The following is a 24127-nucleotide window of genomic DNA, read 5'->3' on the forward strand; positions in this document are numbered from 1 at the left end:
TGCCCAATGCGTGCAATGCCTGCGCCGGTTACGGGCCCACGCGCTTCGCCGCCGGCACGCGGGCGATCGCCTCGACCGCGCGCAATTTCGCGGGCCGGATGGGCGACGCCGGCAGCGCGGTGTGGCTGGCCTCGCCGATGACCGTGGCCGCATCGGCGGTCACGGGCCGCATCACCGATCCGCGCACGCTGCTGTGAAGACCGAGATCCGCATGGATACGCCGACCCATACCGGACCCGATACCGGACCCGATACCGGACCCCATACCAGGCCCGAACGCCAGGCCCCCGGCCGCATCTGGCGCTTCGGCGACAACGTCGATACCGATGCGATGGCGCCCGCCACGCAGATGAAAGGCGGCATCGAGCAGATCGCGCGCCATTGCCTGGCCGGATTGCGTCCCGACTTTCCCGCGACCGTACGGCCGGGCGATCTGGTCGTCGGCGGACGGCATTTCGGCGTGGGCTCGTCGCGCGAGCAGGCTCCCCAGGCCTTGCGCCATCTCGGCGTGGCGGCAGTGATCGCGCCTTCGTTCGCGGGCCTGTTCTATCGCAATGCCTTGAATCTCGGCCTGCCGACGCTGGTCTGCGCGGATACCGCCAGACTGGTAGACGGCGAACACGCGACCCTGGATCTGGAGAACGCGGCCGTCGTGCTGCCCGACGGCAGCCGCGTGCCATGCGAACCGATCCCGGCGTTCCTGCTCGACATGCTGCGCGCCGGCGGGCTGATCCCGCATCTGAAGCGGCGGCTGGCGCAGCAGCGCGCTTGACCACCTGTCCCGCTCAGCCGCGCTGCGCGTTGCCAGCCTCGCGCAGCAAGGCCATCACCTCTTCGTCGGTGGTCTGGTCGAAATCCGCGTAATACGCGCCCACCGCGCCGAAATCGTCCGGCACCCATAGCGAGACGCATTCGTCGGCCGCGTCCCGCAGCGACGCCAACCCTTCCACCGAAGCGACCGGCACCGCCGCAATCACGCGAGCCGCCCCGGCATGGCGCGCGCTCTCCAGTGCCGCGCGCATCGTGGCGCCCGTCGCCACGCCGTCGTCGACCATGATCACGACCCGGTCGCGCATCGCCGCCACCGGCGCCCCGCCGCGATAGCGCTGCTGGCGCCGGGCGATTTCTCCCAGCTGTCGACCGCGCTCCAGCTCGAAGGCGCCGCTGTCGACCGCGCGGCGCGTCCACGCATCGTCATTGGCGACGGTATGCGGGGGCGAGCCGGTGGCATCGCCCTCGACCACCGCGCCCAGCGCCAGTTCGGGATAGCCGGGCGCGCCGATCTTGCGCACCAGCAGGATGTCGAGCGTCGCGCCCAGCGCGCGGGCGACCTCGAAGGCGACCGGCACACCGCCGCGCGGCAGGGCCAGCACCAGCGGCGGCTGGTTTTCCTCTCGTTTCGCATAGCCCAGCTCGCTCAGGCGGCGCGCCAATTGGACGCCGGCGTCGCGTCGATCGGCGAAATACGGCGGCAGCGGCATCGCGGCCCTCCTGTCCTGTTGGTGCTTCCCCGGGGCGGTACGAGATCGGGGCCGCGCACGGGCCCATTAACCCTGTGGCGTGGTCACCCTTTTATGTCCGGCTCGACACATGCCGAGTAGCGCGCCGTTTAATTTGTCCCACGCAGGCGTTTAATTTGTCCCAGTAATTTCGGGATGAAATTGCGGGTCCGCTTCCCCTCGGGCGGTCACCCTCAAGTGGTAAAATCCGCACCGCCTGGCCCCCAACCAGGCTACCCCGCGCCTACCCCAATAGGCGCTTTTTACGCGCCTGCCCCAGCAGGCGCGTTTTCTTTTGCGCCTTCGGCCTACTCCCCCGGGGTGCCGGGCCACGGCACCGGGGCCAGCGTCAAATCGAGCCGACTCAGGGCAATCCGGTACTGCTTCCACTGCAGTAGCCGGGCTTGCTCCTCCTCGGTCGCCATACCCAAGTCCACCGCATCCTGCAGTGGAGCCATGCGCTCGGCAGCTTCGGCCAGGAGGCGGTTGCGTAGAGCGGTGTTCGCGGCCAGCAGTTGCTCAGGTGGCAGCGGCGGCGGATCAACGGCAACGGGGTAGCCGGTCTCGCTTGCCGCAATGATCTTGCCATCGGCCGGGGCCGCCATCAGGGCCCAATAGTCGTCGTCTGAAACCTCGATGGCATCGGCAGGGATGCCATCGCCATGAATAGAGGGATCATAGAACCCGCCTGTGGATGGTGAGTATTGCATTAGTGGCATCAGTGGCCTCAGTGTCCGAGTGCGCGCCAAAAGAAGGTGGCCGACTTGTTGAAGAGGTAGTTCGGGCCGTTGTTATCGCCGGTGGCAAGGAACTTCTCCTTGGTCCAGCTCGTGGGGCGGATGGCCCACGTACCGCCGCCCGTTGAATTGAATGCCTCGCAAAAGACACCCGTGATGTTCAGGCAAGCGTTCGGAAACGCGATTGGGAAGGTGACCTGGACACTGGAGGTTGTGGTCCCGCTGTTCGGAACGATGCCAACGCCCCATTGCTCGATCAGGCCGTTCGGCTCCAGGCGATAGCCCGCGCTGGCGCCCAGGGAAGCCTTGCCGGCGCCATTCAGCACCTTCCAGTTCGTGCCGTCCGAAATGATCGTCGTCGAGACTTGAGGCTGCAGAACAATGCTCAGGACGCCGGGTGCGTTGGGACCGTAGAAGATGCCGCCTCCGGTCAGGGTGAGTGCCGCCCCCAAGGTGTTGGACCCATTGAAGATGTCAAGAACCCCGCCCTTGCATGCCTTCGCGGACGGCAGAGTAAAGGTGGCCGGGGTGGCGCCCGTGTACTCGACATAACTGCCAAACTTGTCCGCTCCAATCGCCTGCGACGTAGCGTACAGCCAGACGCCGCACCGGTTGCCGAGCGCGCGCTGGACAAATTCTGTGGAGGCAATCCGCTGGCTGTTGTCAAACTGCGGCGGCGTCTCGACCGTCGGGTCGCCGGTGAAGTCCGGGCTGTCCAACGTCGCGAAGATGGTCTCCAGTGCGAGGCGAAAACGCGAGTAGGACCCCGGGTCGTCCGGATTGAAAGTCCGTCCCGAGACATTGGCGGCCTTCAGTACCTCCATCAGGCTCCAGATGACCATATTCATGTCGTTGCTGGAAACCACCGTGGGAACGGCAATGGAGTCGCTGTGCATCGGCTGGCCGGTGCCGGCATGCACCACATGGTCCAGGCTATCGGTGTAGTTCATTGCTGGTCCTTTACAGGTAAATCACGTTGATCTGGAAGCGTGCCGGGGCAATCCGGTTCAGCAGACACTCGATCTCAGTGCCGTCCTTGCTGCAGATGCGCAGGCGCTGCCCCACGCGGGCCCGACCGGCTCGGAATGGCTCGCAGAGGTAGAGCACTCGGACATGGAGCACGCCGGTCAGGGCGCCCAAACGGTCGCCGACACAGTTGCGGCCGACGCGGAACGGCGTCGAATACCAGACCTCCACCTGGTAGCCGTAGCGGGCCAGGTAGGCCCTGATGGCGCCCGGGCTCTCCGCCGAGCTGTCTTCGTATGGCAGGTCGAGGTCGCCCCGCAGGCGCGCCAGCATGTTGGTGCGGCGCTGTTCCGGGTCCTGGTTCTCGCCAAAGCACGGGTCGGGCAGCCCAAGCGCTTCCTCCCACTCTTCGAGGCGAGAGCACGTCCGGTGGGGTATCCACTGCCGGACCGCGTTCTCCACGAATTCGTGGTGCTCACGCAGGACGCCGGCCCATGCCCTCAGCCATCGCATGACGGCAGAGCCGGGCTTGCGGGGAAACGCATAGCCTGGCGGCAGCAGGTGCATCAAGGCTTGCCAGAACTTGTCCATGGTCAGGCCAGGAAGGTGACCGAGCGCAGCACCAGGATTTGAAAGGCACCGGCCACCAGGAAGCCACCGGGTGCCAGCACCGGCTGGACAAACTCATGGTCGAACTCGCCGGTTGCAGCCGACACCGCCTCGCTCAGGTGGGTATGCGGAATCCGGCCGGCCGGCTTGGCTTCTCGGAAAAACAGGTCTTTCAGTTCCAGCGTGATGGCATCACGAATCGCCTTGCTATCCGGCGTAATGCGCAGCTGCACGTCGACAAAGACCGGGTCCGGAACGATCACGAACAGCTCATCGGGTGGTCCCCGGTTCGGGTCGCGGATGTAGTCATAGACGGCGTCCCGCTGCGCCTGCGTCGGCAGGCCGTAGGGCGCATTTCGGTCGGCCATGATGATGACGCCGGCCGAAGTGGGGCCGCTCGGGTTGCGGATACCCCAGGCGCGCGTAATGCCAGGGACCGACAGTGCCAAGCGTTCGTAGTCGGCGGGCGCGCTGCCTCGCGGTGGGTTCGCCAGGCGCTGCGCCAGTCGGTAGACGGCCTCGGGGTCTTCCTCGCGGTCGGCGCCGCCGGCCAAGCCGGGCGCGATGACGGCAAACGTGCCGTCGATGCCATCGACCGTCGCCACCAGTTCCAGCGGCGCACCCGGCGCGAGATTGCCGGCGGCTCCCGCCGTGCTGCAGACGATGGTGGGGGTCACGGTGCCTTCAGCGTCCACCACCACATCGTCCTGGACGGTGAAAATCAGCCCATTCTCGTCCTGCAGCGCCGTGCCGGCACGCAGCACCTTCCCGGCCACGCCTGGGCCTGCCGCGAGGCCAGTGGACACGGTCGCTTCCTTTCGCGGAATGCCGTAGGCGGTAAGCCATTCGTCCAGGTATTCCTTGACGGCCTTTGTCGGGATCGCCTGGCGGGCAATGAAGTCGCGCAGGTAGCGGTAGGCGCCATGGATGCCGACGCCCTGGACGAACGCCATCGCCTCGATGTTGGACCGAGCCAGCATTACGTCGGTGGCCGACAGGCCGGCGCCGCTGCTGACCGCTGCGTCGGTCAGAGCCTGCTGCAGTAGGCGAGCGGCGTTGTCCTTGGCTTCGCCAATGGACGGAATCTGGACGTTCACCGGGATGCTCACGCCACGGCCCTCCGCAGGGTGGTGGCCCACAGCACGTCATAGACGGGGCGCGCCGAGTCGGTCTGCCAGATTTGCGGCCGCACCGCCAGCCGATCCTCGCCCGGGCCGGTCCAGAGGGCTTCCACATCCACGCGGCTGGCCGCGCCCGTGCGGACCATCCATTGCAGCGCTTCCCAAGCTGCAAAACGGGCGCGCTCCAGCGCGTCCACGTTGGCCTTGGTGATGTAGCACAGCCACAGGTGGGAGCCCCATTGGTCTACAAGGTCGCGCGGCGCCTCCGACTCGGCCGTGCCGACGAACTCGTCGCCGCACCAGCCGCGCCGGTCGGACTGGTTCAGCGGTAGCGTGACATCGGGGCCGGCGCGCCGGTCGCAGAACAGCGACAGAATCACGGCCGTGCAGAGGCTGTCGTCCAGCTCCAGCGAGCGGATTTCCAGCGCCTCGGCATAGTGGCCGGCTGCTGAACACGGATTGGAGTAGTCGTGCCACGCAGCGTCGCGGGCGCGCCCGGCCGGAATGACGCTCCAGTCGAACGGCACGCCCAGGGCGGTGGTGGGAACAGCGGAGGTGGTGAGGATGTCGATCATGTCGGCCAGCGGTGACTGGCCTTCATGATCGCGTTAAAGAGGGGTTGAAGGCTTTGTGAAACGCTTCACAAGCGAGGCTTGGCGTTTAGCGGACGACCGCGCCGGACTGGCCGTTACCGGTCTGAACCTTGTCGTGATTGTGTTCGACGAACTCGATGCCGTCGATCTTGGCGCCCTGGGCGATGTCGGCCCGGCCGCCGACTTCCATGTTTTCGCTGGTCGAGAACTTCGGCGTGGTCATTTTCACACTCTTGCTTGCCACGACCTCATAGTCGTCGCACTCCACGCGAATCTTGCGGCCCGACTGCAGGACAATCTTGTGGCCTTCCTTGTGCCAGACGGCAACCTCATAGGGGGCCAGGCGCGGCCGGCCGTCGAGGCGATCCATGCGAAAGACGACCGTATGGCCGCCTGCCTCGATCACGAGGCCCTGACCATCGACCGGGTTGCCGGCGAAGCCATAGTCCTGCCAGCGCTCGACGGCGTCGCGGCCGTTGATGTCGAACACCTCGACCCGGACCGTCTGGACTGGCCCTTCCTTCAGGCTGCGGAACAGCGCGCGGCGCAGCAAATTCATTAGGTTCATCGTTCGACTTCCATGACTTGAAGCGGCGCGCCGTCCTTCCCGCGCCGGCCCTTTCCTCTGCGCCGGCGGACTTTGGTATTGAGCGGCACCGTGTCATAGGATTCCACCGGCCGGACGACCAGCTCTGTTACGTCGCCTTCCTGCAGGTCCACGGTGGCCTTCGCCTCGCAGATCAGCCATTCCTCACCGGACAGGCCGGCGATATCGTCGTAGATCGGCACGCGGGTATTGACCTCCCATGGCTTGCCCTTCCACGTCCAGCCCTCGACCACGTATCGCAGGCCATATGCCTGGCCGCGCCGGACCCGCATGGTGTGTTCGACCAGGCGTTGCATGTCGGTCGGCGCATTGTTGCCGTCCGCGTTGACCACCAGCGGCAGATACCGCGTCATCTCCGGGTCCTTGGCATGCGCTTTTTGCTGGCTCGCCGCCCGGAAAGCCTTTTCCACGCTGGCGATGCTGCCCCCAACGTCCAGCTCCTGCAGGCCAGGCTTGCGGTGCACGATGTTCCCTTGGCCGTAGCAGAAATAGTCCGAAAAGCGCTCGGCATCCGTGCCGATGCCTTCCATGCTGATGACGTTCTGGCCGCGCACGATGGCGCCATGGCTCTTTTCCTTGCCAGCGCGGGTGATGACGACTCGGCCGTGCGCGTCCGTGGTCACCAGCACACCACGTAGGCGGGCAGCGCGAGACAGCACGGAAACGACCGTTTCGCAATGCTCGACCTTGAAGTCGCGGATAGCCTCGCCGATATCGGTTTCGATCCGGACATCGATGCCGAACGGCTTGCACAGATCCCGCACGATCCGATCCAGCTTGGCATTGCGCCACTGGCCGCCCTCGTGGATGGCGGAGCACGAAACCAGATCGCCGCTGCGGCTACGCCCCTCGATCCGCATGCCGCAGTCGTCGCGCTTATAGAACGGGTCGGCGGCCAGGACGATGCCAGTCACCATCAGCGTATCGTTGATCCGCACGCGAATTTCGTCCTGCCGCTTGATATCGGGCGGGTTGCCAGGAATGAGCGACACCGGGATGGAAAACCGGCTGGAAAGCGTTTCCAGGGACCGGTCGATGGTGGACGACAGCCAGCCCTCGTAGTCGCGGCCGTTGACGGTGACGAAGACTTTGGCGTCTTCCTTGGTGTATTGCTCGGCCATGTCAATCGTGCTTGATGATGCGAAGCGGCACACCGGGCGGGACCAGCAACGGGTGCCGCACGTGGGGATTCATGGTCAGAATCTCGTCAGTCCAGCGCACGGTGCCGAACATCCGATAGCTGATGTACAGCGCCGGCTGCCACGATTCCGGCGTGTAGGTCGTCAGACGGGCCAAGTCCCGCGAGCGCGCTTGCAGGTCGGTCAGCACGGCCGTCTGCAGCTGCAGCAGCGCATCGTGGGTCGTGACCGTCCCTATGCCGCCGTTTTGCTCGTTTGCGCTGGCGTACAGCAGCTCAGTGATCTGCTGGTTGAAGTCCGTGCGCAAGGCCAACGCCTGGTCATAGTTCTCCAGCTCGATCTGAGCTACCGCGCGTACTGCCATGATGGTGGCGATACCGTTAAAGAAGCCCTCCAGTGTCTTCAACGACTGCGCCTCGCGCTTGCGGGTATCGGTCTGATAGGGGCTGACCGACGGCGTGAACACCTGCGCCAGCTTGGCCTGGTTGTCGTTCGGTACGAACCCGGCGCTCTGGTATGCGGAGGCAATGGCCGGAGCGATCGCCTGCACCGGCTTGGACACTGGCGCGGCAGTCGAGGTAGTGCCCCGCGACGACGGTGCCTTCCACAGATTGCGAGCGGCGGAGAATGCGCCCCAGGCTTCATTGGAGCTGAGCGACCGTGGAATGCGGGTCAAATCAGCGATGCGCCGCCCGAGCACGGCAGGAATAGCGCTCAGCTCGTTCAGGGGAAACGTGATGTACTGCCGCACCAGGTCGTTGTAAAAGTCAAAGCCCTGGTTGACCGCCGAAATGCCATCCCAGAGGATGTCCAGGCCGCTGCGCATGCGAGCGAGCACGTTGTCATGCGCCCAGCCGGCCATGCCGGCCAAGTCGAAATTGGCCGCCAGGGAATCGATCAGTGATTGCTCGGCGGCATCGGCCGCGCTCGCTACGCGATCCGTCGTGTTCGTGACACCGACCGGATATCGGCGGGGCTCGGCCCGAATGAAGGTCAGGTCCAGACGCGCAATGCCGCCCTCGCTCGTCGGCGCTTCTCTCACCGTGTAGCGGCCGTGCACCCAGCACCGAATGCTGCCGGCCGTGGGGTGAATCAGTACGCCTTCGCCTTTCAGGACCTCCCGCAGGCGGTCCAGCTGCTGCAGGTAGTCGTCCCCGATCAGATACGCGGAGAACTTGATTTCCTCGGCGCCAGCGCCCATCGAAAACACGGTCGGGCGGTCCTGGAACGGGTATTCGCGCAGGACGGTATTGTCCCCGGCCGACAGCTCGGTGGTATCCACCTGGAACGGCACGTCTCTCCACGATGCCATGCGCAGCTGGTTGAGCCAGCTGCTTCGTCCGGCCGACGAATTGCGGCCCAGCATGCGATCCGCCAGGGTGCTGAGCGTGCTGGCAGTGCTGGCAATCGCCGGAGCGCCCGAAGACAGGGCATTGTCGATCAGAGCCATCAGTTCGGCTTCCCGGGATTGGTGTTGCCAGCGTCAATGCGCAGAGCGCTGGGCTGTTGCAGCACGCTGGTGTTGACGAAGGTGCGTTCATCGCGGACCACCACGCTCACGCCCAGCTTGCCTTCGCCGATGTCCACCTTCTGCGGTTCGACCTTCGTCAGCGCGGCCAGCGCCGGCCCCGGCTGCAGGGCGGGATTTGTCATATACGCGGGCGCCTGGCGCAGGGTCATGCCAAGCTGCGCGCGGGCTTCCGGCGGCAGCTCGACGCGGGTGCCGTCGTCGCGACGAACGACGCCGGCCCGCTTGGACGGCGGAGTGAAGAGGTTCGACAGACTGTCGCCGGCCCACTGGGCTCCGAAATAGCCCCCGACACCTCCGAGCAGGCTGCCCACCGGAACTGCGATGGGAGCCAGCGGCCCGGCGAATCCGCCAGCTGCCGCACCGAGCTTGGCGCCTGCCCAAGCTCCCGCCACACCGGCGGCGGTGCGACCGACCGCATTGGATTTTTCGGCACCGCTCTTGCTGCTGTCCAACAGCGTTGTCCCCACGTCATAGGCAGCCAGCCCGGCACCGAGCCAGCCGGCGCCGCGCAGCACGCGTGAGGCGCGGGAAGCGGCACCGGCGGCGGCTGCCCCCCCGGCAGCGCCGGCACGGCTTGAGCCGCCTCCCGCATTCGGTGTGCCTGGCACGGGAGCATTCCAGCCAGGCACCTTGTTCACAACGTAGACCGGAATCGGACCACCGCCGAACCCCGGCATGCCGCCCGGGCCTGACATGCCTGCACGGCCACCGGACTTTTGGCGATTCAACAGGAAGCCCGCAATCGCTCCGCCCGCGCCGCCCGCAGCGAGCACACCGAAGCCCTGTACAGCACCAGTAATCGCAGTAGTCAGGGTTGGAAATTCCCTCGCCAAGCCAGTGACCGAGTCCAACAATGATTTCATCGGTCCTTGAATCTGGTCGAGAACCCCGCTTCGAGCAATGTCGGCTTCATTGGCGATCTGCTGCGCGCTGTACGCAGCGCGGCCAGAGACCACCTCAAAATTTGAGTCGATCGCGCCGCCCGTCTCGTTCCGCAACTTCGAACGAATGTCAGACACATAGTCCTTGTGCTGCATGCGTGCGACCAGCGCCATCAGCGCTTCGCGATCCTGAATAACCTGGCCAATTGCTGAGCCCTCCAGGATGTCCGCCATAGCTTGCAGGGTCGCTTTTCGCTCATCTCCGACTGACGCTTGCGCCTTCTTCTTCAGGTCCATGAATGCCTTGTCTTTCGCTGCGATCTGTTCAGCGAAATCCACGAAGGCCGTAATGCCGTTGAAGCCCCGTTCGCGCGCCCGCGCCAGGGACTTCGGCAAGTCAATCCCCAGTTTTGCAAAATCCTTCTGCGTGTCAGCGCTGTTAATTTTCAGCAGCAGGTTGGCGAGGTTGTTTCCCGCTTCGTCCTTGGTGCCGGCCGTGATAACGGAAGACTGCGCCGTGGCAATCAATTCCTCAAAATCCGCCATGCCGCGCATACCGAGCTTGCCGCTCGAAGCGGCCATCATCCTGGGGAGCCACCTCGCCATGTCCTTCACCTCGAACCCGCCTTCTTGGCCCGCCACCATCGCCTTGGAAATTGCCTGTGGCACTTGTTCAACGGTGAGCCCATAGGTTTGAATTCCGCGAATGGCGATCTGGGCAAGGTCCCGGACATCAGAATTGCTCGCGGTCGCGTCTCGCTGCAGGTCGGGCAACAGCTTCAACGCATCTCCGATCTTCATGGCACCGGAGGCGATCATCGTGTCCAGTGCTTCTGCCGCAGTGTCACGACTACCACCGCCATAGCGCACCGCACGGTTGATCGTCGATTCCAGCTCTCGCATGCCAACGAGACGCCCTGCAGGGGTGCGCTCGCCATAGGCCACATTGGCCATGTGGGCGAGGCGCTGGTCGAACGACACGGGCCGTTGCATCGCCGCTACGGCAGCGGCACTCCCCGCGACCGCGCCGCCAGCCACCGCGCCGCCCACTTGGCCGGCGCGACCGAGTACGTGGGCAACGCGTTCGGCATTGCGCCGAGTTTCCTCAAGACGGCGCGCGATACCGCCAAGGTAGGTGTACGTCCGCTCGAGCGAGGACCGGCCGGTGCCGAACCGCGACATGGCGGCATCGGCTCGTTGCACGGCCGTTGCCACATTGCCCATGGCGCCCTGCATGCGACGCGCCTCTGCCTCGACACGGCGTGCGTTCGTCTTACTGCCGACCTTCTGCAGGGCGCGATCCGCCTGCTGCGCGGCCTTGTCGGTGTTTGCCAGGGCGGTGCTCTGGCGCCGGCTCGCCTGCTCGACCACGCGTGCGTTCTCTGCCGCGCGGCGTTGCAGATTGCCGGCCAGATTGATGATGTAGCGGAGGGTGAGGCTGCGGCTGGTCATCGCTGCTTTCCTTGCCGGGGCTTATGCAAGGCTTCCAACTCGCGCGCCTGCGCCAGCAATTGCGCCAGCGGCATCGCCCGCGCTGTAGTCAGCGAGCATTGCAGGGCCAGACTCAGCTGCCGCGCCAGCTTCTCCCACTGCTGCAGCCTGGCCCTCGGATCGCGGGCCTTGCGGCTCCTTCTCACCCGCGACCATCGCATCGAACTCGGCCTGGGTGATGAGGCCATGACGCAGTTGGGCAGCAAGGTCTACCAGCATCACGCGCTCCTCAATGCGCTGCAAGTCGAGCGGATGAAGCCGCCCGAACATTTCCAGGGTGAGCAGGTTCAGCGGGATGTCGTCGAGGCCCGGCGCCTGGAAGCGCTCCACATGGCGGAGCGTCAGGGCGATACGGTACAGCTCGTCGGAGACCAACAAGGTGGGCTTGCCGTTGACATGGACGACACGCTCGGCCATCTGCAGGGCAGCGTACTCGTCTGCCACGTTTGTTTCGCGTAACCGTACCGTGCGATAGCGGACCTCTTGCGTGCCCACTACCGACTTAAGTCCATCGACCAACGGCACTACGTGAATATCTTGGGTGTTCATTTTGGGGGGATATCGAGGAATACGCCGGCCGGGAAGAGTCGGTGGCGGGGCCGGCGCCCGCCACCGATCAGGCGTGATGCGTGCGCGTTACAGCCACTGGAGCGGGGTCAGCGCGACGAACTCGATGTCCACCGCGCCGGTCCCGATTTCGCCCATGCTGCGGAACGAACACTTGCCAGCACGGCAGCGCCGGCCGGTGTGCAGGTTCGTCATGACGATCTGCGCCTCACAGACCGCGCTCACTTGGTCGGGCGTCTTGGAGCCGTTGAATTGCAGCTTCGCCTTGATGATCCGGGCCACGCGCTTGCGCGTGGTGAAGTCCGGGCCGCTGGCCGACAGCGCGGCTTCACGCTCGAAGCCGGCCGCGCCTTCGATGGTGGCGCTGCCGTCTTCAATCGGCCATTCCTCGCCGTCCACGGTGAAGCTGTCCACCCGATACAGTTCGCTATCGCAAGCCATCTCTTTCTCCGTTCAATGTCAGGGTTTTGCTGTGGGCGCCGGGAATCAGACGTGTCCCGCGATGAACTCGCTGGTGATTTCCGTCTGGTAGTGCTGGGTGACCAGAACCGGCTGATCCACCACCTTCAGCCGGCCGTTGGTGCCGTCCAGCTCGACCAACAGGGTTTTCTTGTAGTGCTCCGCGTGCTGGAACAGGCCGGCCGCGATGAACTGGTCGTAGTTGTTGAGCATGATGTCCGTGCCGAGCTGAACGGTCATGATCTTCTGGCCAGGGATCGGCTCCACCAGGTATTCGGCTGCCTTGTAGCCGCGATACTTGATCTGGATTTCCGTGACCGTGAACCAGCGGTAGTACGACAGCGTCTTGACCCAGTTCAGATTGCGCCAGCTCGGATCGACCGCGCCGGTCGGGTGCTTGGTGTAGTTGGTCACCATGCGCAGCAGATTGGCCGTGCCGTCTTCCATGGTTTCCATCACGGAACCACCGGCGTTCAGCAGGTTGTTCTTCTGCTCCACCTCGAAGTCGTCTTCCAGGCGTGCCGCGACGTAGCCGACCAACTTGATGCCGGTGAACGGCATGGCCGGGTCGGTCGCGCAATGGCTTTCGATGGCGGCAGCTGCCGCCGCGCAGGTTTCCCAGGTGTTCGACAGGTCCTTGGTCACGCACAGCGTGTGCACCAGCGGCGAGTTGCGGGGCTCGAGCCAGGCGGTCACCTGGCCTTCCGTGCCGCGCACCACGGTGACGGCCTGGCCGTCCTGCATGCTCTCGAACGACCAGCGGCGCTCCAGCTCCTCCTCGAGCACGCCCATGTTGGCGCTGTCGGTGTACGGCATGGCGTACTGCGTCGGCCTGAAACCCTTGATCGCGGAGAAAACCGGCGTGATATCCGGGTCCACGGCGCCGCCCGCCATTGGCGTGATGGTCAGCGTCACGCCTTGCGGCAGGCGGTCGTCGGCGAAGTACGCGCCGCGCACGTCGATGCTGTTCCCGGTCGCACCTTTCCAACGGCAGGTCAGGGTGATATCGCCCGCTGCCTCACCGGCCGCAGCGATGAGGGGAAGCCGGGTGCGCGCGTTGATGGCGTTGATGAGCTTGTTTGCCACCGTAGCCGCCGTGTCGTTGACGGCCACACCCACACGCACGCGCTCGCCGCCGATGTACAGCGGAAGCTCGCCGGAGGCATGCTGGGCATCGACCTGGACCACCACCTTGCCGGTCGCGGCGACGGCGGTTTCGTCATCCTTCAGGATGACCAGGTCGATGGGCATGCCCAGGGCCGCGTTGGCCTTCGCGGCGCGCCACATCGCCAGCAGCATCGAGCCTTCGCCCAGCAGGCCAATGGCCTCGGCCTCGCTGGTGACGCGCTGGCGCTTGGTGATATCGACGGCGGCCGGCGGGCTGGCCTGGCCGATCAGCAGCAGGCTGCGGGGCATGCCGCGCAAGCCACGGATTGCCTTGCTGGCGTCGAACTTGTGGGCGACGCCCGGCATCAGGTAGGTGGTGGATAGCAGGTCGGGCAGCATGGTCGTTCGTCCTGTCAGGGGTGGTTAAATCGACGTTGAAGCGGGGTTGGTGAGGCGTTACAGCGGATGGCGAATCAGGTCGCCGTCCTCCAGTAGCCGCAGGATTCGCAGCGTGACGGTGGCGGGGCCGACCACTACTTCGCTGTAATGGCCGCCGAACTCAAGGTTCGCCAGCAGGCGGCCAGGGGCTGCCACGACGGCGATCTGCTCGCCCAGGCGCGGGGCTTTGAATTTCGGTGTCGGCGCCGCTGCGGCCGGCGCGTCGTTGGCGACTGCGATGTCGGTTTCCGGGGTGGTGTCTTTGCTGACTCGCGCCATGCTTCACTCCATTTCCAGTTGATGAGTAGTCGCCGGGCCAGGTGGCGGGTCCGGCGGTGCCGGCACCGAAGTGACGGCGTTCGTTTCGATATCGACTGCGACCAGGTCGCGCAGCTCGGGCAGAGCCTTCGGAAACTCGGCTTCCTGCCACCACGCCACCATCCACAGCGCCAGCCCTTGCTTGTCGAGCTTGCGGTTGTAGAGGTTTTCCGCCATCACGCCCTCGGGCTTGCCGGTGCATTCCGGCTGCGCCCAACCGTTGACCAGGCGCGACACCACTTCAGCGCGGCTCATCGCGGCACGCATGCGGGCCTCCCGGGTCTTCTCCTTGGTGACGATGAACACCGCCAGGCGCAGCTCCCACACGTAGCGACCGCTGAGGTAGGTGCCGCTCTTGAGGACCTTGCGCCAGCCCAGGCATGCCGTGAACGCGGCCGGTGCGTTGAACGATTTGGCGCTGACCTCGTCCTCATCGAACTGGCCGCCGTAGTCCTCGATGGTGTCGAACAGCTTGCCGGCCTTGGCCCTGATTTCGTCCTTGAGCGTGTCCAACAGCTCCAGGCTCTTCAGCTCCACGCTCATTGCATGTCCTTCAGTGCGTTGACCAGCTTGTTGCCGATGATGCGTTCGTCCAGGTCGTTCACGCCCAGCACCGGCCTGGCTTCAATGTGGGTCCGATGGCCGCGCCCGGTGTCACCGCCGAAGTGGTGGATCGCCGCATAGGCCAGGTTGCTGCCCACAGTCACGCCCTTGGAAACCAGCTGGTAGACGTAGCTCTGGTACAGCAGGCGGTTTTCGATCAGCGTCTGTCCTTGGCGTGCGATGGCGGCCTTCGACTGCGACATGGCGCTGCCGTCCCACAGGCGCTGCTCATCGAACCGATCCTGGATTTGCCCGACCATGTATTCGCCGACGTCCTGCCGCACGCGCACGAATTGCTCTTGCGACAGGCGCTCCAGGTAGGCACGCAAGGTTTCGTCATCGAACTGCCAGCGAAGGGAAACGCCGTTCATCTGCCGTACCCATCGGCGATGCTGGGGACCTTGCCCCATCGGATCTGACGGACCGTCGACGACGGCGCCGGCAGCAGGCGGATCACGCCGGCCGCCACGTCCTTGAGCCACACATCCCAGCGCTTGCAGCGCTTTTCCTGCTGCTCGGTCAGGTTGTCCGGGTCATCCATCAGCTGGCATCGGGCCAGCTCCAGGCAACACGTCTTCAGCGGCGTGTGCGCGATCTCGGCCGCCGACAGCGGCAGCGTCACCGCGCTGCGCAGATAGCCGTCCATGAACAGGCTCACGTCGCCGAGCATTGACACCAGGCGGCGGATGGCGGCGTCGCACACCGCCTTCTCCGCTTCGGTGCGATCGGCGCCGTATGCGCCCGCCAAGCCTTCGCCCAGCAGCTCCGGCGACAGCAGCTCATCCTGCTCGTCGCGCAATAGCTGGTAGGTCTCAGACAAGCCGTACTCCTGGGCGAACTGAGAGGCGGTGGCGTAGGCACTCATTTGCGGCCTTTTCCTTTCGTGGCGGCGCGTTTGGCGGTCGCGGCCTGGCGCTTCTGGCCGTCCGCTGCGCCGTCGGAGGGGACCGTGGCCGGCTTGGCAACGCCCTCGCTAGGGGGCAGGTCCTTGGCCTCGCTGGCTACTTGGCTGCCTTCCTGGGACGGCGCGGTAGGCGCGTGCCCATCCGCCGCCTGCGGCGCGGTGCCTGCCAGGGCCGCAGCGGGACCGGAAGTGTCTTCGCCGGTTTGGTCTGCGCCGCTGTCGTCGTCGGCCAGCTCGCGCAACGTGGTGCCGACCAGGTCGCTGACATCATCCGGGTAGGCATGCACGATCGCGCCCACCTCGCGAGACCGGCGATACAGCCGAACACGCTCCAGGACTTCATACCGTTTCTTCTCGCTCATGGGGTTCTCCACGCGTTTCCCGGCCGGCGCCGCAATTCCACGCCGGCCGGGGTCGCACTCACGCGCTGCAGGTGTTAGGCGGCAGGGGTGATGACGTCCTTCAGGAAGAAGCCCAGCTGCGGTGCGCAGATGACTTCCTTGACCGATTCGCCGACGCGTACGCGGCGCCCGCCACGCAGGCCGATGGACGCATCGTCCTTGGCACCGGCCACACGCGTGCCGTACTGGGCGGTAAAGCCGAAGGTCACGTTCGAGCCTTCCACGACGCCGGCGACCTTGGCCGCAGCCGCGTCGCGATAGATCAGCGCCATGCCACCGCGCCAGCACGGCTTGAGCTGGCCCGGCTGACCGGGCTTCGCGTAGTTGACGCGCGCGCGGCCGACCAGGATGTCTTCGATCTCCAGCAGCTCGGCGACCTGCTGCCGGGTGGCGGCGCCCTTGTCGCCGTTATTGCCGTGCACGGCCTTGACGATGGCCGGGTGGGTACGCAGCACGCGCCATTCCGATTGGCCGATCACGGCGATGTTCGGGCGCATGATGAGACGGTCCAGCACGTCCAGCAGGTATTCCACCGGGTCGCTGTCGGCGGCGTCGAAGCGGTCGGTGGCGGCCACCGTTTCGGAATTGCCGGCGTAGCTCTGCGGATCGAACACCAGGCGCGACGTGCGCACCTCGCGGTCCAGGATGATCAGGCCCGACAGCATCTCGGTGGTCAGCGCCTCGACGTTGGTATTGGCCGGCGCGTTGTTGATGTCGCTCATCGGCAGCGGATGGTCCAGGCCGTGGTCTTCGGTCTCGTCGGTCACGCGCTTGCCGCTGAACTCGACTTCGTTGACCTGCGAGCGGCGGCCGACCTTGGTGTCGGGCACCGTGAACTGCTGCTCAGCCGGGTAGAGCTGATACGCGAACTTTTCCTTGCCGAGCGGCGCGGTACGCGGCAGCACGTCGTCCGCGATCATCATTTGATTCCGGACGATCACGGCGATGGCGGTCAGCTGCGTGTCCTGCGGAAACGGGCTATCCATGTGTGTGGCTCCTGGGGTCGTTCAGTCTTGAAATGGGGTTCGAAAGGGATTCGATGCGTTGGCGACGGGTCAGCCGTGGGCGATCAGGACGGCACCGCGGTCACCCGCCACACCAGTCACCTCGGCCACGCCGATGAACGGTTCGCCGTCCGCGATAGGGATGGCGCGGCCCTGCGCGTCGGCCTTCACGCGGTCACCACGGGTCACGGCCGCGCCGTAGATCACGGGCGCGACGCCCAGCTGGGTGACATCCACGCGCTTGCTATCGGCCGCGTCCGCGTCGCAGCTCACGCCGCGCAGCTTCTCGCCGGCCGCGCCGGTGGCCTGCTTCACGGTGTCGTCCTGGTCGCCGTACGCCACCAGGTGGTACGCGGCTACGGCGCCCTGGGCAATAAAGTTGCCGATCAGGATTCGTTTGTTGGTCAGCATTAGGTCCTCGTCTGCTGGGTTGGAGAAGAGATGGCCCCGCGTCAGGACTTGCTGACGTGCAGCACCGCGTCGGCGTAGGAAACCGTGATGCCCTTGGCCTCCTGCGCCTTCATGTACTCGTGGGCCGACGCGGCGAGCTGCTGGGCATCGTTGGGGTCAGCGGCGGCCGGCTCGCTGCCATCCTGGCTCGGCCCCAGCTTCACCACCGGCGCGCGGCTCGCCATGAAGTCGGCAAACCACTGTGCGGTCGTCTTGCTGGCCGTCTGGCCGTCGTGCGCGGAGAACTCGAACGATTGCGCGGCGCCGGTCTCCAGCTGGGCCATGAACTCGGCCAATCCGGCCTTCTCGGCGGGGGTCACCTTGCCTTCGCGGACCCAGCCGTCGATCTGGCCTTGAATCCGAGCGGCGCGGCGCTCGGCTTCGGCTTGGCTGGCCCGGGCATTGGCGTCGGTTACCTGTTGGCTGAATTCGGCGGCAGCGGCCTGACGCCCTTGCGTCTCGCCTTCTTGGCGGGCGCGATCCAGATCGGCTTGAGTGAACGTGGTCACGGTGGTTGCTCCTGGTTTGGAAAAAGCGGGGTTGTCCTCGCGCGGCGTGTCCAGGTCGGCGGCAAGGTCGGTCAGGGAATCGATTTCCCAGTTCGACACCAGCGCGTCGGCTGCTGCCTGGCCCTTCTCGGCGATCACGCCTTCACGCAGGCGGCGCAGCACGCCGGCCAACGATTCGAACGCCCAGCGCAGCCGGTACGGCTCCGGCATGGCGAACTCCAGGGCTTCCTGGCCGCCGCTGAACTGGACCGGGCGCAGGCCGTCAATGGCGGGCGGTGTCGCACCGAGCCAGCCGACATGCCGCAGGCGCCAGCCGTGGTCGGCGTCCTTGTAGACGGATACCGAGCGGTTACGGTAGGCGCCCGATTTCACGCCCTTGGCGAAATCGGGATTGATGTCGGTGAACTTGACGAAGAGGCGGTCGCCCTCGCGCTTGATGTCGGAGGTCCAGGCGTAGGCGGGATCGTTGTCCTTGGGATGCCCGAGAACGGCCGGCGCGGCGCCGAGCGCCTGGTTGGCGACCATCTGGTCCAGATCGGCCTGGGTGAATTCGCAGCGCTGACCGTCGCTCGCCACATGCGAGCCGGCGCGGAAGACCTCAATCCAGCCGGTGAGGCCCTTGTCTTGGGAGGTGGTGTGCTTGTCCATGCCTCGCAGTCTGCGGGCGATGGCGCGCGAAAGAATGGTGAACCATTTCACAAGTAAATGGTTCACTCAGGGGGATGCGGTGGGGCGGGAATCGACGACGCGTTAAAACGGCCTACAACGCGTTTTGGCGCCCTAGGGGTACAACGGTAGCCGCCAGGGGATGCGCGACGTTTTTAAACGCTTGTACGCGCGTTTTAAAGGGGGTGGGAGCGGGGGCAGTATGCGGCTCAGTCGAACAGACTGCCGCTGGTGGGCTCCGAATGGTGCTCGCCCAGGATTTGGAACACCCGCCGCATGGAGTATCCCACTCGCAGGGCGATAGCGTCCACCGGCAAGCGCTCATGGTGCCGAAGGTGGCGAATCAGCTGGTGGCGCTGCTGACGCATCACGGCGTCATTCTTCGGCAGCATCAACGTTTCGCCGCCGAAGCGCTCCACCAGCGCCACGAACTGCGCTGGGCCGATCATCTCCACCAGGACGTGTTGTGGATCGACGCGCTTGGGCACCGACAGATAGGCGCCGCCGCGCCATTCGATCAGGCGAAACGCCGCCGCCTCACCGACGCAGTCGATGAGTTCGCGCAGCAGCTCGGGCAGCGCGCGGTGGTCGATGATGAGGGGCGGCGTGGTCACGGGTTCAGGTCGGCCTTCGGATCGACACGCAGCAACCACTGCTTCAGCCCTTCGATAAGCTGCTGCAGCTGGCCGCTGCTGGCGAAGCGCAGCGCGGCCAGGCGCGGCACGGATCGCTTGCACCAAGATTCCATGGCTTCGCGCGTGTTCACGCGCACAGCGCCGCGCGCTGCCAGCGCGCCCCACAGGGCGTCGAGCTTGCGCAGCTGCGGCTCGCGCCAGGTGCCGGTATCCTGCCGGCCGCTGGCTGCGTCGAGCAGCTTGCCCAGGTGGGCGTGGGCCTGCCTGCGCTGGCGCTCGTTCAGCTCGGTGGCGGAAGCCACGTCGAACTGACCGCGTAGCCAGTCCTTGTACTGGTCTTCCGACATGCCAGCCTTGGACGCCTTCAGGCGGATCATCTGGCTATCTCGCTTGGCCGGATCGGTCGAGAGCGCCATGTCAGTCCCGCTGGTCCTGATCCGCCAGCGCGCGGCAGATGGCACGCGCATGGGCGGTTTCCGTCATGCCAAGATGCAAGGCGCCGTCCTGCCAGGCGCGGACGAACTCGCGCGCAGCGGTAACCAGGGCCGGCGAAGCGGGCACGGCTTCCTGCGATTGGGTCATGTTCTCGGGCTGTTTGTTCTTCTCGATCACTGCGTTCTCCTTCGGTGGCTGCTCATCAGTGCCGGGCCACCACACCCGGCAGACACCCGCCGCAGCGGGTGTTTCGCTGGCTATTGCGGCAGAGCTACCGGCTCGGCTTCGCCTGTGACGCCACGATGCAGCTGGGCCTGGCGACCGGCTCGCGCGCCAGCCTCAATCGCGTGCCAATCCTTCTCGGCAAACTTGCGGTCGCCGTTGCGGTCGGTGGGCGCAAGTTCGCCAGTGCCGGGGTGATGCGTCTGCATGTACGCCTCGATAGCGGCGGCGTTGTCAGGGTCTTCTGCCACGTCCTGCACCTGGCGCCAGACTTCACCGACCCACGCTTGGCAGAACAGGTCCGCTCGACGCGTCTTGTTGATCGGCTTGAGCCGTTTGCAATGCGCCTCGATGTACGAGGCGCGCGCCCTCTTGAGCTGGCGCATCAGCACACTGAAGGCGTACTGAGCGATTTCAGGCGACGCGGCCGTGCCGATGAAGCACCACTGACCAGGGCCGATGCCCCGGCGGAACAGCGGCTGGCAGCCGAAGGCACGGCACACGGTCACGGCAAGGTTGCTTTCCCACAGTGCGGGCTTGGTCGCCGCCCCTGCCTTCGCCGTGGCTTCATGCGCTTCGGAGGCCAGGATGTCGCCCTCGCTGATACGGAACTTCTCCATCAGCGCGCGCGCCTGGCGTAGCGCCGCTGCGGCTTCGTGCTCGTTGGCGCTGGCTGAGAGCGCCAGGCACTTCTTGATCTTGTCGATAGCTGAGTTTCGGTCCATGTTGGCTGCTCGTCAGTACCGGGCCACCACGCCCGGCAGACACCCGCCGAAGCGGGTGTTTCGCTATGCGGCGGCGGTCAGGCCACGGCGTCCTTGAGGGCCTGGCCTGCCTTGAACTTGACGGCCTTGCTGGCCGCAATCTCGATGGCCTCGCCGGTCTTCGGGTTGCGGCCTTGGCGCGCCTCGCGCTCGGCCACCGCGAAGCTGCCGAAGCCGGTCAGTGCCACCTCGCCGTCTTCCTGCAGGCCGGTCTTGATGCCGTTCAGCACCGCTTCCACGGCGATGCCGGCATGTGTCTTGGTCATTTCGCCTTGCTTGGCGACGGCTTCGATCAGCTGGGACTTGTTCATGGATATCTCCTAGAGGTTGGGAAAGGCCGCGACTCGCTCGCGGCAAGCGTTACTGCAATCGGATGTAGGTCGGCATGGGTGACCAGCCGATGAGGTTGCCGGTGAACGGCAGGCCGTACAGGTCCTCGAAGAAGGCGATGAAGGCGCGCCAGTCGTCGAACCCGTCGCCGTGCACCAGCTCGTTCACCTGGTCGGCCGTCAACAGGCGGTCGCCCAGGAATACCTGCGGGATGCGGTCGGCCAGGGGTGGCAAGATGGTGACCTCCACCACGTACTCGCACACTTCCTGCCGCAGCAGCCGAACCTGCTTGGTGCGCAGGCCGGTATAGAGGCGCAGCGTGTCGCCGGGCTGTGGGTTGCGACCGTCGCTGCGGCGCGCGCGGATGGTGTGCGGCTTGCTGCCGTCCAGCACTGCATTGGCGTAGCGCGCCTGGAAGTTGATGAGGTGCATGCGCGCGCTCATAGCGAGGCGAAGTCGAGCGAGATGGCCACATGCGCTTCGCTGCCCGCCGGCCGCTCGTAGAACCGCATGTAGGTCTTCGTACCGACGACCTGGACAGACTCGCCGATGGCCTCCATGGCGCGCTTCCATTTCTCGTCCTGGATGTCCAGGCGGCGCAGCGCTAGCACCCGGCCGGTGTTGATCTTGCCTTCCTTGTCGGTTTCGAATGCCTGCTGGACCAGCACTTGAATCTTCGGATCGCTGCCCTTGGCCCACTCCAGGATGCATTCGTCAATCAGCTGCTTCGCGGCCTGCAGCCGTTCGTCGAAACTGATGTTCTCGGCCCGCTGAATGACGACCTTCATGCTCCCGTCGAAGCTGTGCAGCGTCACGTTGCCTTTGGCGCCGCCCAGCTTCACGCCGTACGTGTCGGCCGACAGCGAAACGAAGGCATTGGCGTCACCGAACACCCGTGCCTTGAACTCGGCCAGCAGCTCACGCTGGCGCTTCGCCAGAGTCACCATTTCGGTGACCAGGCGGTCGCGCTCCTGGTCGATTGGCCGGATGGCGGATTCCGGCACCAGGTGGCCTTGGGCGTTGAGCCGGTAGCCTTCCGGGATCTGAGGTGCGCTTTCTTGTTTGCTCACGATGTACGTCCTTTTCTGAGGTTCTGGACCGCGTTCCGTACGTGGTCCGGCATTTGGGATTTGGGCAGCGATGCGTCGAGGTGGATCGGCCCGGCCGTCGTGCTGACCGCATTGCGTCGCTCGGGCGCCGTTCCGGCACCGGCCACGCCGCGCGCTTGCGCTTCCCTCGCAGCCTCAGCGCTGCCGGCGGCGCGGCCGGCCTGGCTCGCCATGACCGACCGCAGCCAGCCATGGGACTTGAGCGGCAGATCGAGCTTTCCCAGGCTGGCCTGCTCGACCGCGTACGCGAACGTCTGCGACCAGAGCTGTAGGGGGGCCGCGTAGACGATCCCGTTCCAGGTCACTTGCGCTGCGGCCATCTCGGGCTGCAGCTCGCGAATCAGGCTTGCCATGCGGCCGTTGGTCATCTGCGTTTTGCGCGGGCCGAACAGGCCGATGTACCGCAGCAACGGCTTGATGACCGTGTCGCCAGCGGGATGGATGTCCACCAGCGCCTGCAGCATCTCGGCGATGCCGTTGTCCGCCAGCACCACGTCGAGGGACATGCGCACCCGGCAGTTCGGGCAGCACACTTCTGGCAGCGGCATTACAGGGCCTCCGCGCTGCGTGCAGCCGCTTCCAGGCGCCGACGCAGCGCCGCGCGGCGGTTGGCATAGACGACCTGCAGCCGGATCAGGTTGCCCTGGGCATCGTCCAGCTCGGCCTTGCGCCATTCCACCTCGTTGACCGCGCGTTCTTCCTCGCGGTCAAGGTAGGTCAGCTCGCGGCGCAGCCGAACGCGAAGCCACACGCGGCGCCACTCGGCATGCAGATGCCGCAGACCTTGCTGCAGCTCGATGAGGGTCGGGCTGCCGGCCAGCAAAGTTTCAAGCTTCATGGCGAGAGTCCTTGTCGTTGGCCGGGAAGGCAGCGGCTTGCTTTGCGTCGCCCGTTTCAGGGGGCAGGCCGGCGAGCTGGCGCAGGAACTCACGTGCAGCAGCGCCGGTCGCGTCCACCTTCAATCCGTCCTTGGTGTGGCGGACGGTGATGCCAGATCGCTTCGGTGTATTGGTCATTGCGATGACTCCGGGTGTTAGTACGGGCGCGACTCGCCCAGCAACAGCACGTCGCGCGCGACGGCGTGGACCAGCTCTGCGGACATGGCGTGCTTCTTCAAGCCGTAGTCGCGCAGCGCAGGAATGAAGTTCTCGACCAGCATGCGTGCGGAGCCCTTGCAGTAGTGCCAGAGCGCGTCCAAGGCATCCTCGGGCAGCTCGCCTTGATCGCTCAGCGCGGCTTGGGCCAGCGCGTCGGCGTCGCCGCGCGAGATGCCTTTGATCATCTGCGGCCAGAAGCCAACGCGGGATCGGATTTGGTCGAACTCGCCATAGGACGGCTTGACCAGTTGCAGCAGGCGCTCGGTGCCTACCAGGACGATGCCAACGCCGGCCTTGTCCCGGATGCGGCGCAGGTAATGCAGGCACTTCGGCCGCATGGTTTCGGCTTCGTCGACGATCAGCAGGAACGTCGTGTTGCTCAGCGCCTCCACGATGCTGGAGAACTTGGCGTCGAGCGAGCGGGACATCGGCGCCGAGAGCTGCGCGCGCAGCTCGTCCAGCATCACGCTGGGCGACATGTCGGGGTTGGCCTCGATCAGCAAGGTATGGGTGTTGTCCCGCTGGTACTGTTTGATGGCTTCCGTCTTGCCCACGCCGACGTACCCGCACAACACACCGAAGTTGCGGTATTGCCGCGCACGATCGCAGACGACGACCGCCATCTGGTAAGTGCTGGTGACCACGTGAGGCATGACCCCGGCCGACTTGCGATTCGTATGCGTGGCAAGCGCATCGACCATCTGGCGAATCCACTTGCCCGGATCGGTCGGGTACTTGCCGTTCAGCACCTGCGATTGCGTCGTCGGCGAGACGCGCGACAGGCGTGCGAGCCACGCGCGGGTCAGCCCCAACTCAGCCAGCTGCTGGTGGATTGCAGCGACAGCCTCGCGGTCCTCCTCGCTGTAGCAGTCGGCCCATTCGGTCGGAATCGCCAGGACAGGGGTATCAGCATTCTGCTGCGTCATGATGTGGTC

At 65.6% G+C, this 24127-nt stretch carries 34 protein-coding genes and 2 other RNA genes; 2 read left to right on the plus strand and 34 right to left on the minus strand.

Annotated elements, in window-relative coordinates; genetic code table 11:
* Positions 1-197: aconitase family protein (locus AC6EI8_RS03910; RefSeq protein WP_498381316.1), on the plus strand; the 197-nt coding region annotated here is incomplete at its 5' end.
* A 14-nt stretch (positions 198-211) separates the two neighbouring features.
* Positions 212-772: a LeuD/DmdB family oxidoreductase small subunit gene (locus AC6EI8_RS03915; protein WP_498381317.1), complete on the plus strand. Its 561-nt coding sequence runs from the start codon at positions 212-214 to the stop codon at positions 770-772.
* A gap of 13 nt (positions 773-785) precedes the next feature.
* On the opposite strand, the gene AC6EI8_RS03920 is transcribed toward AC6EI8_RS03915, so the two are convergent.
* The 34 genes from AC6EI8_RS03920 to AC6EI8_RS04085 all read right to left on the minus strand — a co-directional run bounded on the left by AC6EI8_RS03920 (position 786) and on the right by AC6EI8_RS04085 (position 24118).
* Positions 786-1481: a phosphoribosyltransferase gene (locus AC6EI8_RS03920; protein WP_150084757.1), complete on the minus strand. Its 696-nt coding sequence runs from the start codon at positions 1479-1481 to the stop codon at positions 786-788.
* A gap of 326 nt (positions 1482-1807) precedes the next feature.
* The gene (locus AC6EI8_RS03925; protein ID WP_261659602.1) at positions 1808-2209 is read right to left on the minus strand and encodes a tail fiber assembly protein; all 402 of its coding nucleotides are present in this window, start codon (positions 2207-2209) and stop codon (positions 1808-1810) included.
* A gap of 17 nt (positions 2210-2226) precedes the next feature.
* Entirely contained in the window at positions 2227-3186 is a 960-nt protein-coding gene (locus tag AC6EI8_RS03930; protein WP_261659601.1) for a gp53-like domain-containing protein, read from the minus strand.
* A 10-nt stretch (positions 3187-3196) separates the two neighbouring features.
* Entirely contained in the window at positions 3197-3793 is a 597-nt protein-coding gene (locus AC6EI8_RS03935) for a putative phage tail protein (protein WP_261659600.1), read from the minus strand.
* A 2-nt stretch (positions 3794-3795) separates the two neighbouring features.
* On the minus strand, positions 3796-4920 hold the full coding sequence (locus AC6EI8_RS03940) for a baseplate J/gp47 family protein (protein ID WP_261659599.1): 1125 nt from the start codon (positions 4918-4920) through the stop codon (positions 3796-3798).
* Positions 4917-5507 (minus strand): phage GP46 family protein, encoded by a 591-nt coding sequence (locus tag AC6EI8_RS03945; protein ID WP_261659598.1) that lies wholly within the window; start codon positions 5505-5507, stop codon positions 4917-4919. Before AC6EI8_RS03945 ends, AC6EI8_RS03940 begins: the two co-directional genes overlap by 4 nt.
* A gap of 85 nt (positions 5508-5592) precedes the next feature.
* On the minus strand, positions 5593-6084 hold the full coding sequence (locus AC6EI8_RS03950; protein WP_261659597.1) for a phage baseplate assembly protein domain-containing protein: 492 nt from the start codon (positions 6082-6084) through the stop codon (positions 5593-5595).
* 5 nt (positions 6085-6089) lie between these two features.
* A complete protein-coding gene (locus AC6EI8_RS03955; protein WP_261659596.1) occupies positions 6090-7253 on the minus strand; it encodes a phage baseplate assembly protein in 1164 nt (387 codons plus the stop codon).
* Between the two features lies 1 nt (position 7254).
* Positions 7255-8721: a DNA circularization protein gene (locus tag AC6EI8_RS03960; protein ID WP_261659595.1), complete on the minus strand. Its 1467-nt coding sequence runs from the start codon at positions 8719-8721 to the stop codon at positions 7255-7257.
* The gene (locus AC6EI8_RS03965; RefSeq protein ID WP_261659594.1) at positions 8721-11135 is read right to left on the minus strand and encodes a phage tail tape measure protein; all 2415 of its coding nucleotides are present in this window, start codon (positions 11133-11135) and stop codon (positions 8721-8723) included. The genes AC6EI8_RS03960 and AC6EI8_RS03965 overlap by 1 nt, the downstream gene beginning before the upstream one ends.
* Before the next feature lie 21 nt (positions 11136-11156).
* Positions 11157-11723, minus strand: coding sequence for a phage tail assembly protein (locus tag AC6EI8_RS03970; protein WP_261659593.1), 567 nt, complete (start codon positions 11721-11723; stop codon positions 11157-11159).
* Between the two features lie 87 nt (positions 11724-11810).
* Entirely contained in the window at positions 11811-12182 is a 372-nt protein-coding gene (locus AC6EI8_RS03975; protein ID WP_261659592.1) for a hypothetical protein, read from the minus strand.
* Positions 12183-12227: 45 nt separating this feature from the next.
* Complete coding sequence (locus tag AC6EI8_RS03980) at positions 12228-13706, minus strand: phage tail protein (protein ID WP_261659591.1); 1479 nt, start codon at positions 13704-13706, stop codon at positions 12228-12230.
* Between the two features lie 57 nt (positions 13707-13763).
* A complete protein-coding gene (locus AC6EI8_RS03985; protein WP_261659590.1) occupies positions 13764-14024 on the minus strand; it encodes a hypothetical protein in 261 nt (86 codons plus the stop codon).
* Positions 14025-14027: 3 nt separating this feature from the next.
* Positions 14028-14606, minus strand: coding sequence for a phage protein Gp37 (locus tag AC6EI8_RS03990; RefSeq protein ID WP_261659589.1), 579 nt, complete (start codon positions 14604-14606; stop codon positions 14028-14030).
* Positions 14603-15037, minus strand: coding sequence for a phage virion morphogenesis protein (locus AC6EI8_RS03995; RefSeq protein ID WP_261659588.1), 435 nt, complete (start codon positions 15035-15037; stop codon positions 14603-14605). Before AC6EI8_RS03995 ends, AC6EI8_RS03990 begins: the two co-directional genes overlap by 4 nt.
* Positions 15034-15531: a phage protein Gp36 family protein gene (locus tag AC6EI8_RS04000; protein WP_261659587.1), complete on the minus strand. Its 498-nt coding sequence runs from the start codon at positions 15529-15531 to the stop codon at positions 15034-15036. Before AC6EI8_RS04000 ends, AC6EI8_RS03995 begins: the two co-directional genes overlap by 4 nt.
* Positions 15528-15932: a hypothetical protein gene (locus tag AC6EI8_RS04005; RefSeq protein ID WP_261659586.1), complete on the minus strand. Its 405-nt coding sequence runs from the start codon at positions 15930-15932 to the stop codon at positions 15528-15530. The genes AC6EI8_RS04000 and AC6EI8_RS04005 overlap by 4 nt, the downstream gene beginning before the upstream one ends.
* Before the next feature lie 74 nt (positions 15933-16006).
* On the minus strand, positions 16007-16957 hold the full coding sequence (locus AC6EI8_RS04010; protein ID WP_498381318.1) for a major capsid protein: 951 nt from the start codon (positions 16955-16957) through the stop codon (positions 16007-16009).
* 69 nt (positions 16958-17026) lie between these two features.
* Positions 17027-17386 (minus strand): hypothetical protein, encoded by a 360-nt coding sequence (locus AC6EI8_RS04015; protein ID WP_498381319.1) that lies wholly within the window; start codon positions 17384-17386, stop codon positions 17027-17029.
* A 41-nt stretch (positions 17387-17427) separates the two neighbouring features.
* Entirely contained in the window at positions 17428-18633 is a 1206-nt protein-coding gene (locus AC6EI8_RS04020) for a hypothetical protein (protein ID WP_498381320.1), read from the minus strand.
* Positions 18634-18809: 176 nt separating this feature from the next.
* The gene (locus tag AC6EI8_RS04025; RefSeq protein WP_498381321.1) at positions 18810-19214 is read right to left on the minus strand and encodes a hypothetical protein; all 405 of its coding nucleotides are present in this window, start codon (positions 19212-19214) and stop codon (positions 18810-18812) included.
* Complete coding sequence (locus AC6EI8_RS04030) at positions 19211-19651, minus strand: regulatory protein GemA (RefSeq protein ID WP_498381322.1); 441 nt, start codon at positions 19649-19651, stop codon at positions 19211-19213. Before AC6EI8_RS04030 ends, AC6EI8_RS04025 begins: the two co-directional genes overlap by 4 nt.
* Position 19652: 1 nt before the next feature.
* Entirely contained in the window at positions 19653-19847 is a 195-nt protein-coding gene (locus AC6EI8_RS04035) for a hypothetical protein (RefSeq protein WP_498381323.1), read from the minus strand.
* 12 nt (positions 19848-19859) lie between these two features.
* Positions 19860-19926, minus strand: an RNA gene (locus AC6EI8_RS04040) — hammerhead ribozyme type II.
* A 1-nt stretch (position 19927) separates the two neighbouring features.
* Positions 19928-20617 (minus strand): DUF7168 domain-containing protein, encoded by a 690-nt coding sequence (locus tag AC6EI8_RS04045; protein ID WP_498381324.1) that lies wholly within the window; start codon positions 20615-20617, stop codon positions 19928-19930.
* An RNA gene (locus AC6EI8_RS04050) (hammerhead ribozyme type II) lies at positions 20617-20683 on the minus strand. Before AC6EI8_RS04050 ends, AC6EI8_RS04045 begins: the two co-directional genes overlap by 1 nt.
* An 11-nt stretch (positions 20684-20694) precedes the next feature.
* A complete protein-coding gene (locus tag AC6EI8_RS04055; protein WP_498381325.1) occupies positions 20695-20967 on the minus strand; it encodes an HU family DNA-binding protein in 273 nt (90 codons plus the stop codon).
* Between the two features lie 49 nt (positions 20968-21016).
* Positions 21017-21418, minus strand: a complete 402-nt coding sequence (locus AC6EI8_RS04060) for an ASCH domain-containing protein (protein WP_498381326.1) — start codon at positions 21416-21418, stop codon at positions 21017-21019.
* 8 nt (positions 21419-21426) lie between these two features.
* Entirely contained in the window at positions 21427-22056 is a 630-nt protein-coding gene (locus tag AC6EI8_RS04065; RefSeq protein ID WP_498381327.1) for a DUF3164 family protein, read from the minus strand.
* On the minus strand, positions 22053-22643 hold the full coding sequence (locus AC6EI8_RS04070) for an HI_1489 N-terminal domain-containing protein (RefSeq protein WP_498381328.1): 591 nt from the start codon (positions 22641-22643) through the stop codon (positions 22053-22055). Before AC6EI8_RS04070 ends, AC6EI8_RS04065 begins: the two co-directional genes overlap by 4 nt.
* On the minus strand, positions 22643-22933 hold the full coding sequence (locus tag AC6EI8_RS04075; RefSeq protein ID WP_371558815.1) for a hypothetical protein: 291 nt from the start codon (positions 22931-22933) through the stop codon (positions 22643-22645). Before AC6EI8_RS04075 ends, AC6EI8_RS04070 begins: the two co-directional genes overlap by 1 nt.
* A complete protein-coding gene (locus AC6EI8_RS04080; protein WP_498381329.1) occupies positions 22923-23111 on the minus strand; it encodes a hypothetical protein in 189 nt (62 codons plus the stop codon). The genes AC6EI8_RS04075 and AC6EI8_RS04080 overlap by 11 nt, the downstream gene beginning before the upstream one ends.
* 17 nt (positions 23112-23128) lie before the next feature.
* Positions 23129-24118, minus strand: a complete 990-nt coding sequence (locus AC6EI8_RS04085) for an AAA family ATPase (protein ID WP_498381330.1) — start codon at positions 24116-24118, stop codon at positions 23129-23131.
* Positions 24119-24127 lie beyond the last annotated feature (9 nt).

This window comes from Cupriavidus sp. R6-3 (genome assembly GCF_059772245.1).

What these genes read in the sequence shown, in the direction of transcription:
- AC6EI8_RS03915 (WP_498381317.1), top strand. Translation starts at nt 212, where the DNA reads ATGGATACGCCGACCCATACCGGACCCGATACCGGACCCGATACCGGA.
- AC6EI8_RS03920 (WP_150084757.1), bottom strand. Translation starts at nt 1,481, where the DNA reads ATGCCGCTGCCGCCGTATTTCGCCGATCGACGCGACGCCGGCGTCCAA.
- AC6EI8_RS03925 (WP_261659602.1), bottom strand. Translation starts at nt 2,209, where the DNA reads ATGCAATACTCACCATCCACAGGCGGGTTCTATGATCCCTCTATTCAT.
- AC6EI8_RS03930 (WP_261659601.1), bottom strand. Translation starts at nt 3,186, where the DNA reads ATGAACTACACCGATAGCCTGGACCATGTGGTGCATGCCGGCACCGGC.
- AC6EI8_RS03935 (WP_261659600.1), bottom strand. Translation starts at nt 3,793, where the DNA reads ATGGACAAGTTCTGGCAAGCCTTGATGCACCTGCTGCCGCCAGGCTAT.
- AC6EI8_RS03945 (WP_261659598.1), bottom strand. Translation starts at nt 5,507, where the DNA reads ATGATCGACATCCTCACCACCTCCGCTGTTCCCACCACCGCCCTGGGC.
- AC6EI8_RS03950 (WP_261659597.1), bottom strand. Translation starts at nt 6,084, where the DNA reads ATGAATTTGCTGCGCCGCGCGCTGTTCCGCAGCCTGAAGGAAGGGCCA.
- AC6EI8_RS03955 (WP_261659596.1), bottom strand. Translation starts at nt 7,253, where the DNA reads ATGGCCGAGCAATACACCAAGGAAGACGCCAAAGTCTTCGTCACCGTC.
- AC6EI8_RS03960 (WP_261659595.1), bottom strand. Translation starts at nt 8,721, where the DNA reads ATGGCTCTGATCGACAATGCCCTGTCTTCGGGCGCTCCGGCGATTGCC.
- AC6EI8_RS03965 (WP_261659594.1), bottom strand. Translation starts at nt 11,135, where the DNA reads ATGACCAGCCGCAGCCTCACCCTCCGCTACATCATCAATCTGGCCGGC.
- AC6EI8_RS03970 (WP_261659593.1), bottom strand. Translation starts at nt 11,723, where the DNA reads ATGAACACCCAAGATATTCACGTAGTGCCGTTGGTCGATGGACTTAAG.
- AC6EI8_RS03975 (WP_261659592.1), bottom strand. Translation starts at nt 12,182, where the DNA reads ATGGCTTGCGATAGCGAACTGTATCGGGTGGACAGCTTCACCGTGGAC.
- AC6EI8_RS03980 (WP_261659591.1), bottom strand. Translation starts at nt 13,706, where the DNA reads ATGCTGCCCGACCTGCTATCCACCACCTACCTGATGCCGGGCGTCGCC.
- AC6EI8_RS03985 (WP_261659590.1), bottom strand. Translation starts at nt 14,024, where the DNA reads ATGGCGCGAGTCAGCAAAGACACCACCCCGGAAACCGACATCGCAGTC.
- AC6EI8_RS03990 (WP_261659589.1), bottom strand. Translation starts at nt 14,606, where the DNA reads ATGAGCGTGGAGCTGAAGAGCCTGGAGCTGTTGGACACGCTCAAGGAC.
- AC6EI8_RS03995 (WP_261659588.1), bottom strand. Translation starts at nt 15,037, where the DNA reads ATGAACGGCGTTTCCCTTCGCTGGCAGTTCGATGACGAAACCTTGCGT.
- AC6EI8_RS04000 (WP_261659587.1), bottom strand. Translation starts at nt 15,531, where the DNA reads ATGAGTGCCTACGCCACCGCCTCTCAGTTCGCCCAGGAGTACGGCTTG.
- AC6EI8_RS04005 (WP_261659586.1), bottom strand. Translation starts at nt 15,932, where the DNA reads ATGAGCGAGAAGAAACGGTATGAAGTCCTGGAGCGTGTTCGGCTGTAT.
- AC6EI8_RS04010 (WP_498381318.1), bottom strand. Translation starts at nt 16,957, where the DNA reads ATGGATAGCCCGTTTCCGCAGGACACGCAGCTGACCGCCATCGCCGTG.
- AC6EI8_RS04015 (WP_498381319.1), bottom strand. Translation starts at nt 17,386, where the DNA reads ATGCTGACCAACAAACGAATCCTGATCGGCAACTTTATTGCCCAGGGC.
- AC6EI8_RS04030 (WP_498381322.1), bottom strand. Translation starts at nt 19,651, where the DNA reads ATGGCGCTCTCGACCGATCCGGCCAAGCGAGATAGCCAGATGATCCGC.
- AC6EI8_RS04045 (WP_498381324.1), bottom strand. Translation starts at nt 20,617, where the DNA reads ATGGACCGAAACTCAGCTATCGACAAGATCAAGAAGTGCCTGGCGCTC.
- AC6EI8_RS04055 (WP_498381325.1), bottom strand. Translation starts at nt 20,967, where the DNA reads ATGAACAAGTCCCAGCTGATCGAAGCCGTCGCCAAGCAAGGCGAAATG.
- AC6EI8_RS04060 (WP_498381326.1), bottom strand. Translation starts at nt 21,418, where the DNA reads ATGCACCTCATCAACTTCCAGGCGCGCTACGCCAATGCAGTGCTGGAC.
- AC6EI8_RS04070 (WP_498381328.1), bottom strand. Translation starts at nt 22,643, where the DNA reads ATGCCGCTGCCAGAAGTGTGCTGCCCGAACTGCCGGGTGCGCATGTCC.
- AC6EI8_RS04075 (WP_371558815.1), bottom strand. Translation starts at nt 22,933, where the DNA reads ATGAAGCTTGAAACTTTGCTGGCCGGCAGCCCGACCCTCATCGAGCTG.
- AC6EI8_RS04080 (WP_498381329.1), bottom strand. Translation starts at nt 23,111, where the DNA reads ATGACCAATACACCGAAGCGATCTGGCATCACCGTCCGCCACACCAAG.
- AC6EI8_RS04085 (WP_498381330.1), bottom strand. Translation starts at nt 24,118, where the DNA reads ATGACGCAGCAGAATGCTGATACCCCTGTCCTGGCGATTCCGACCGAA.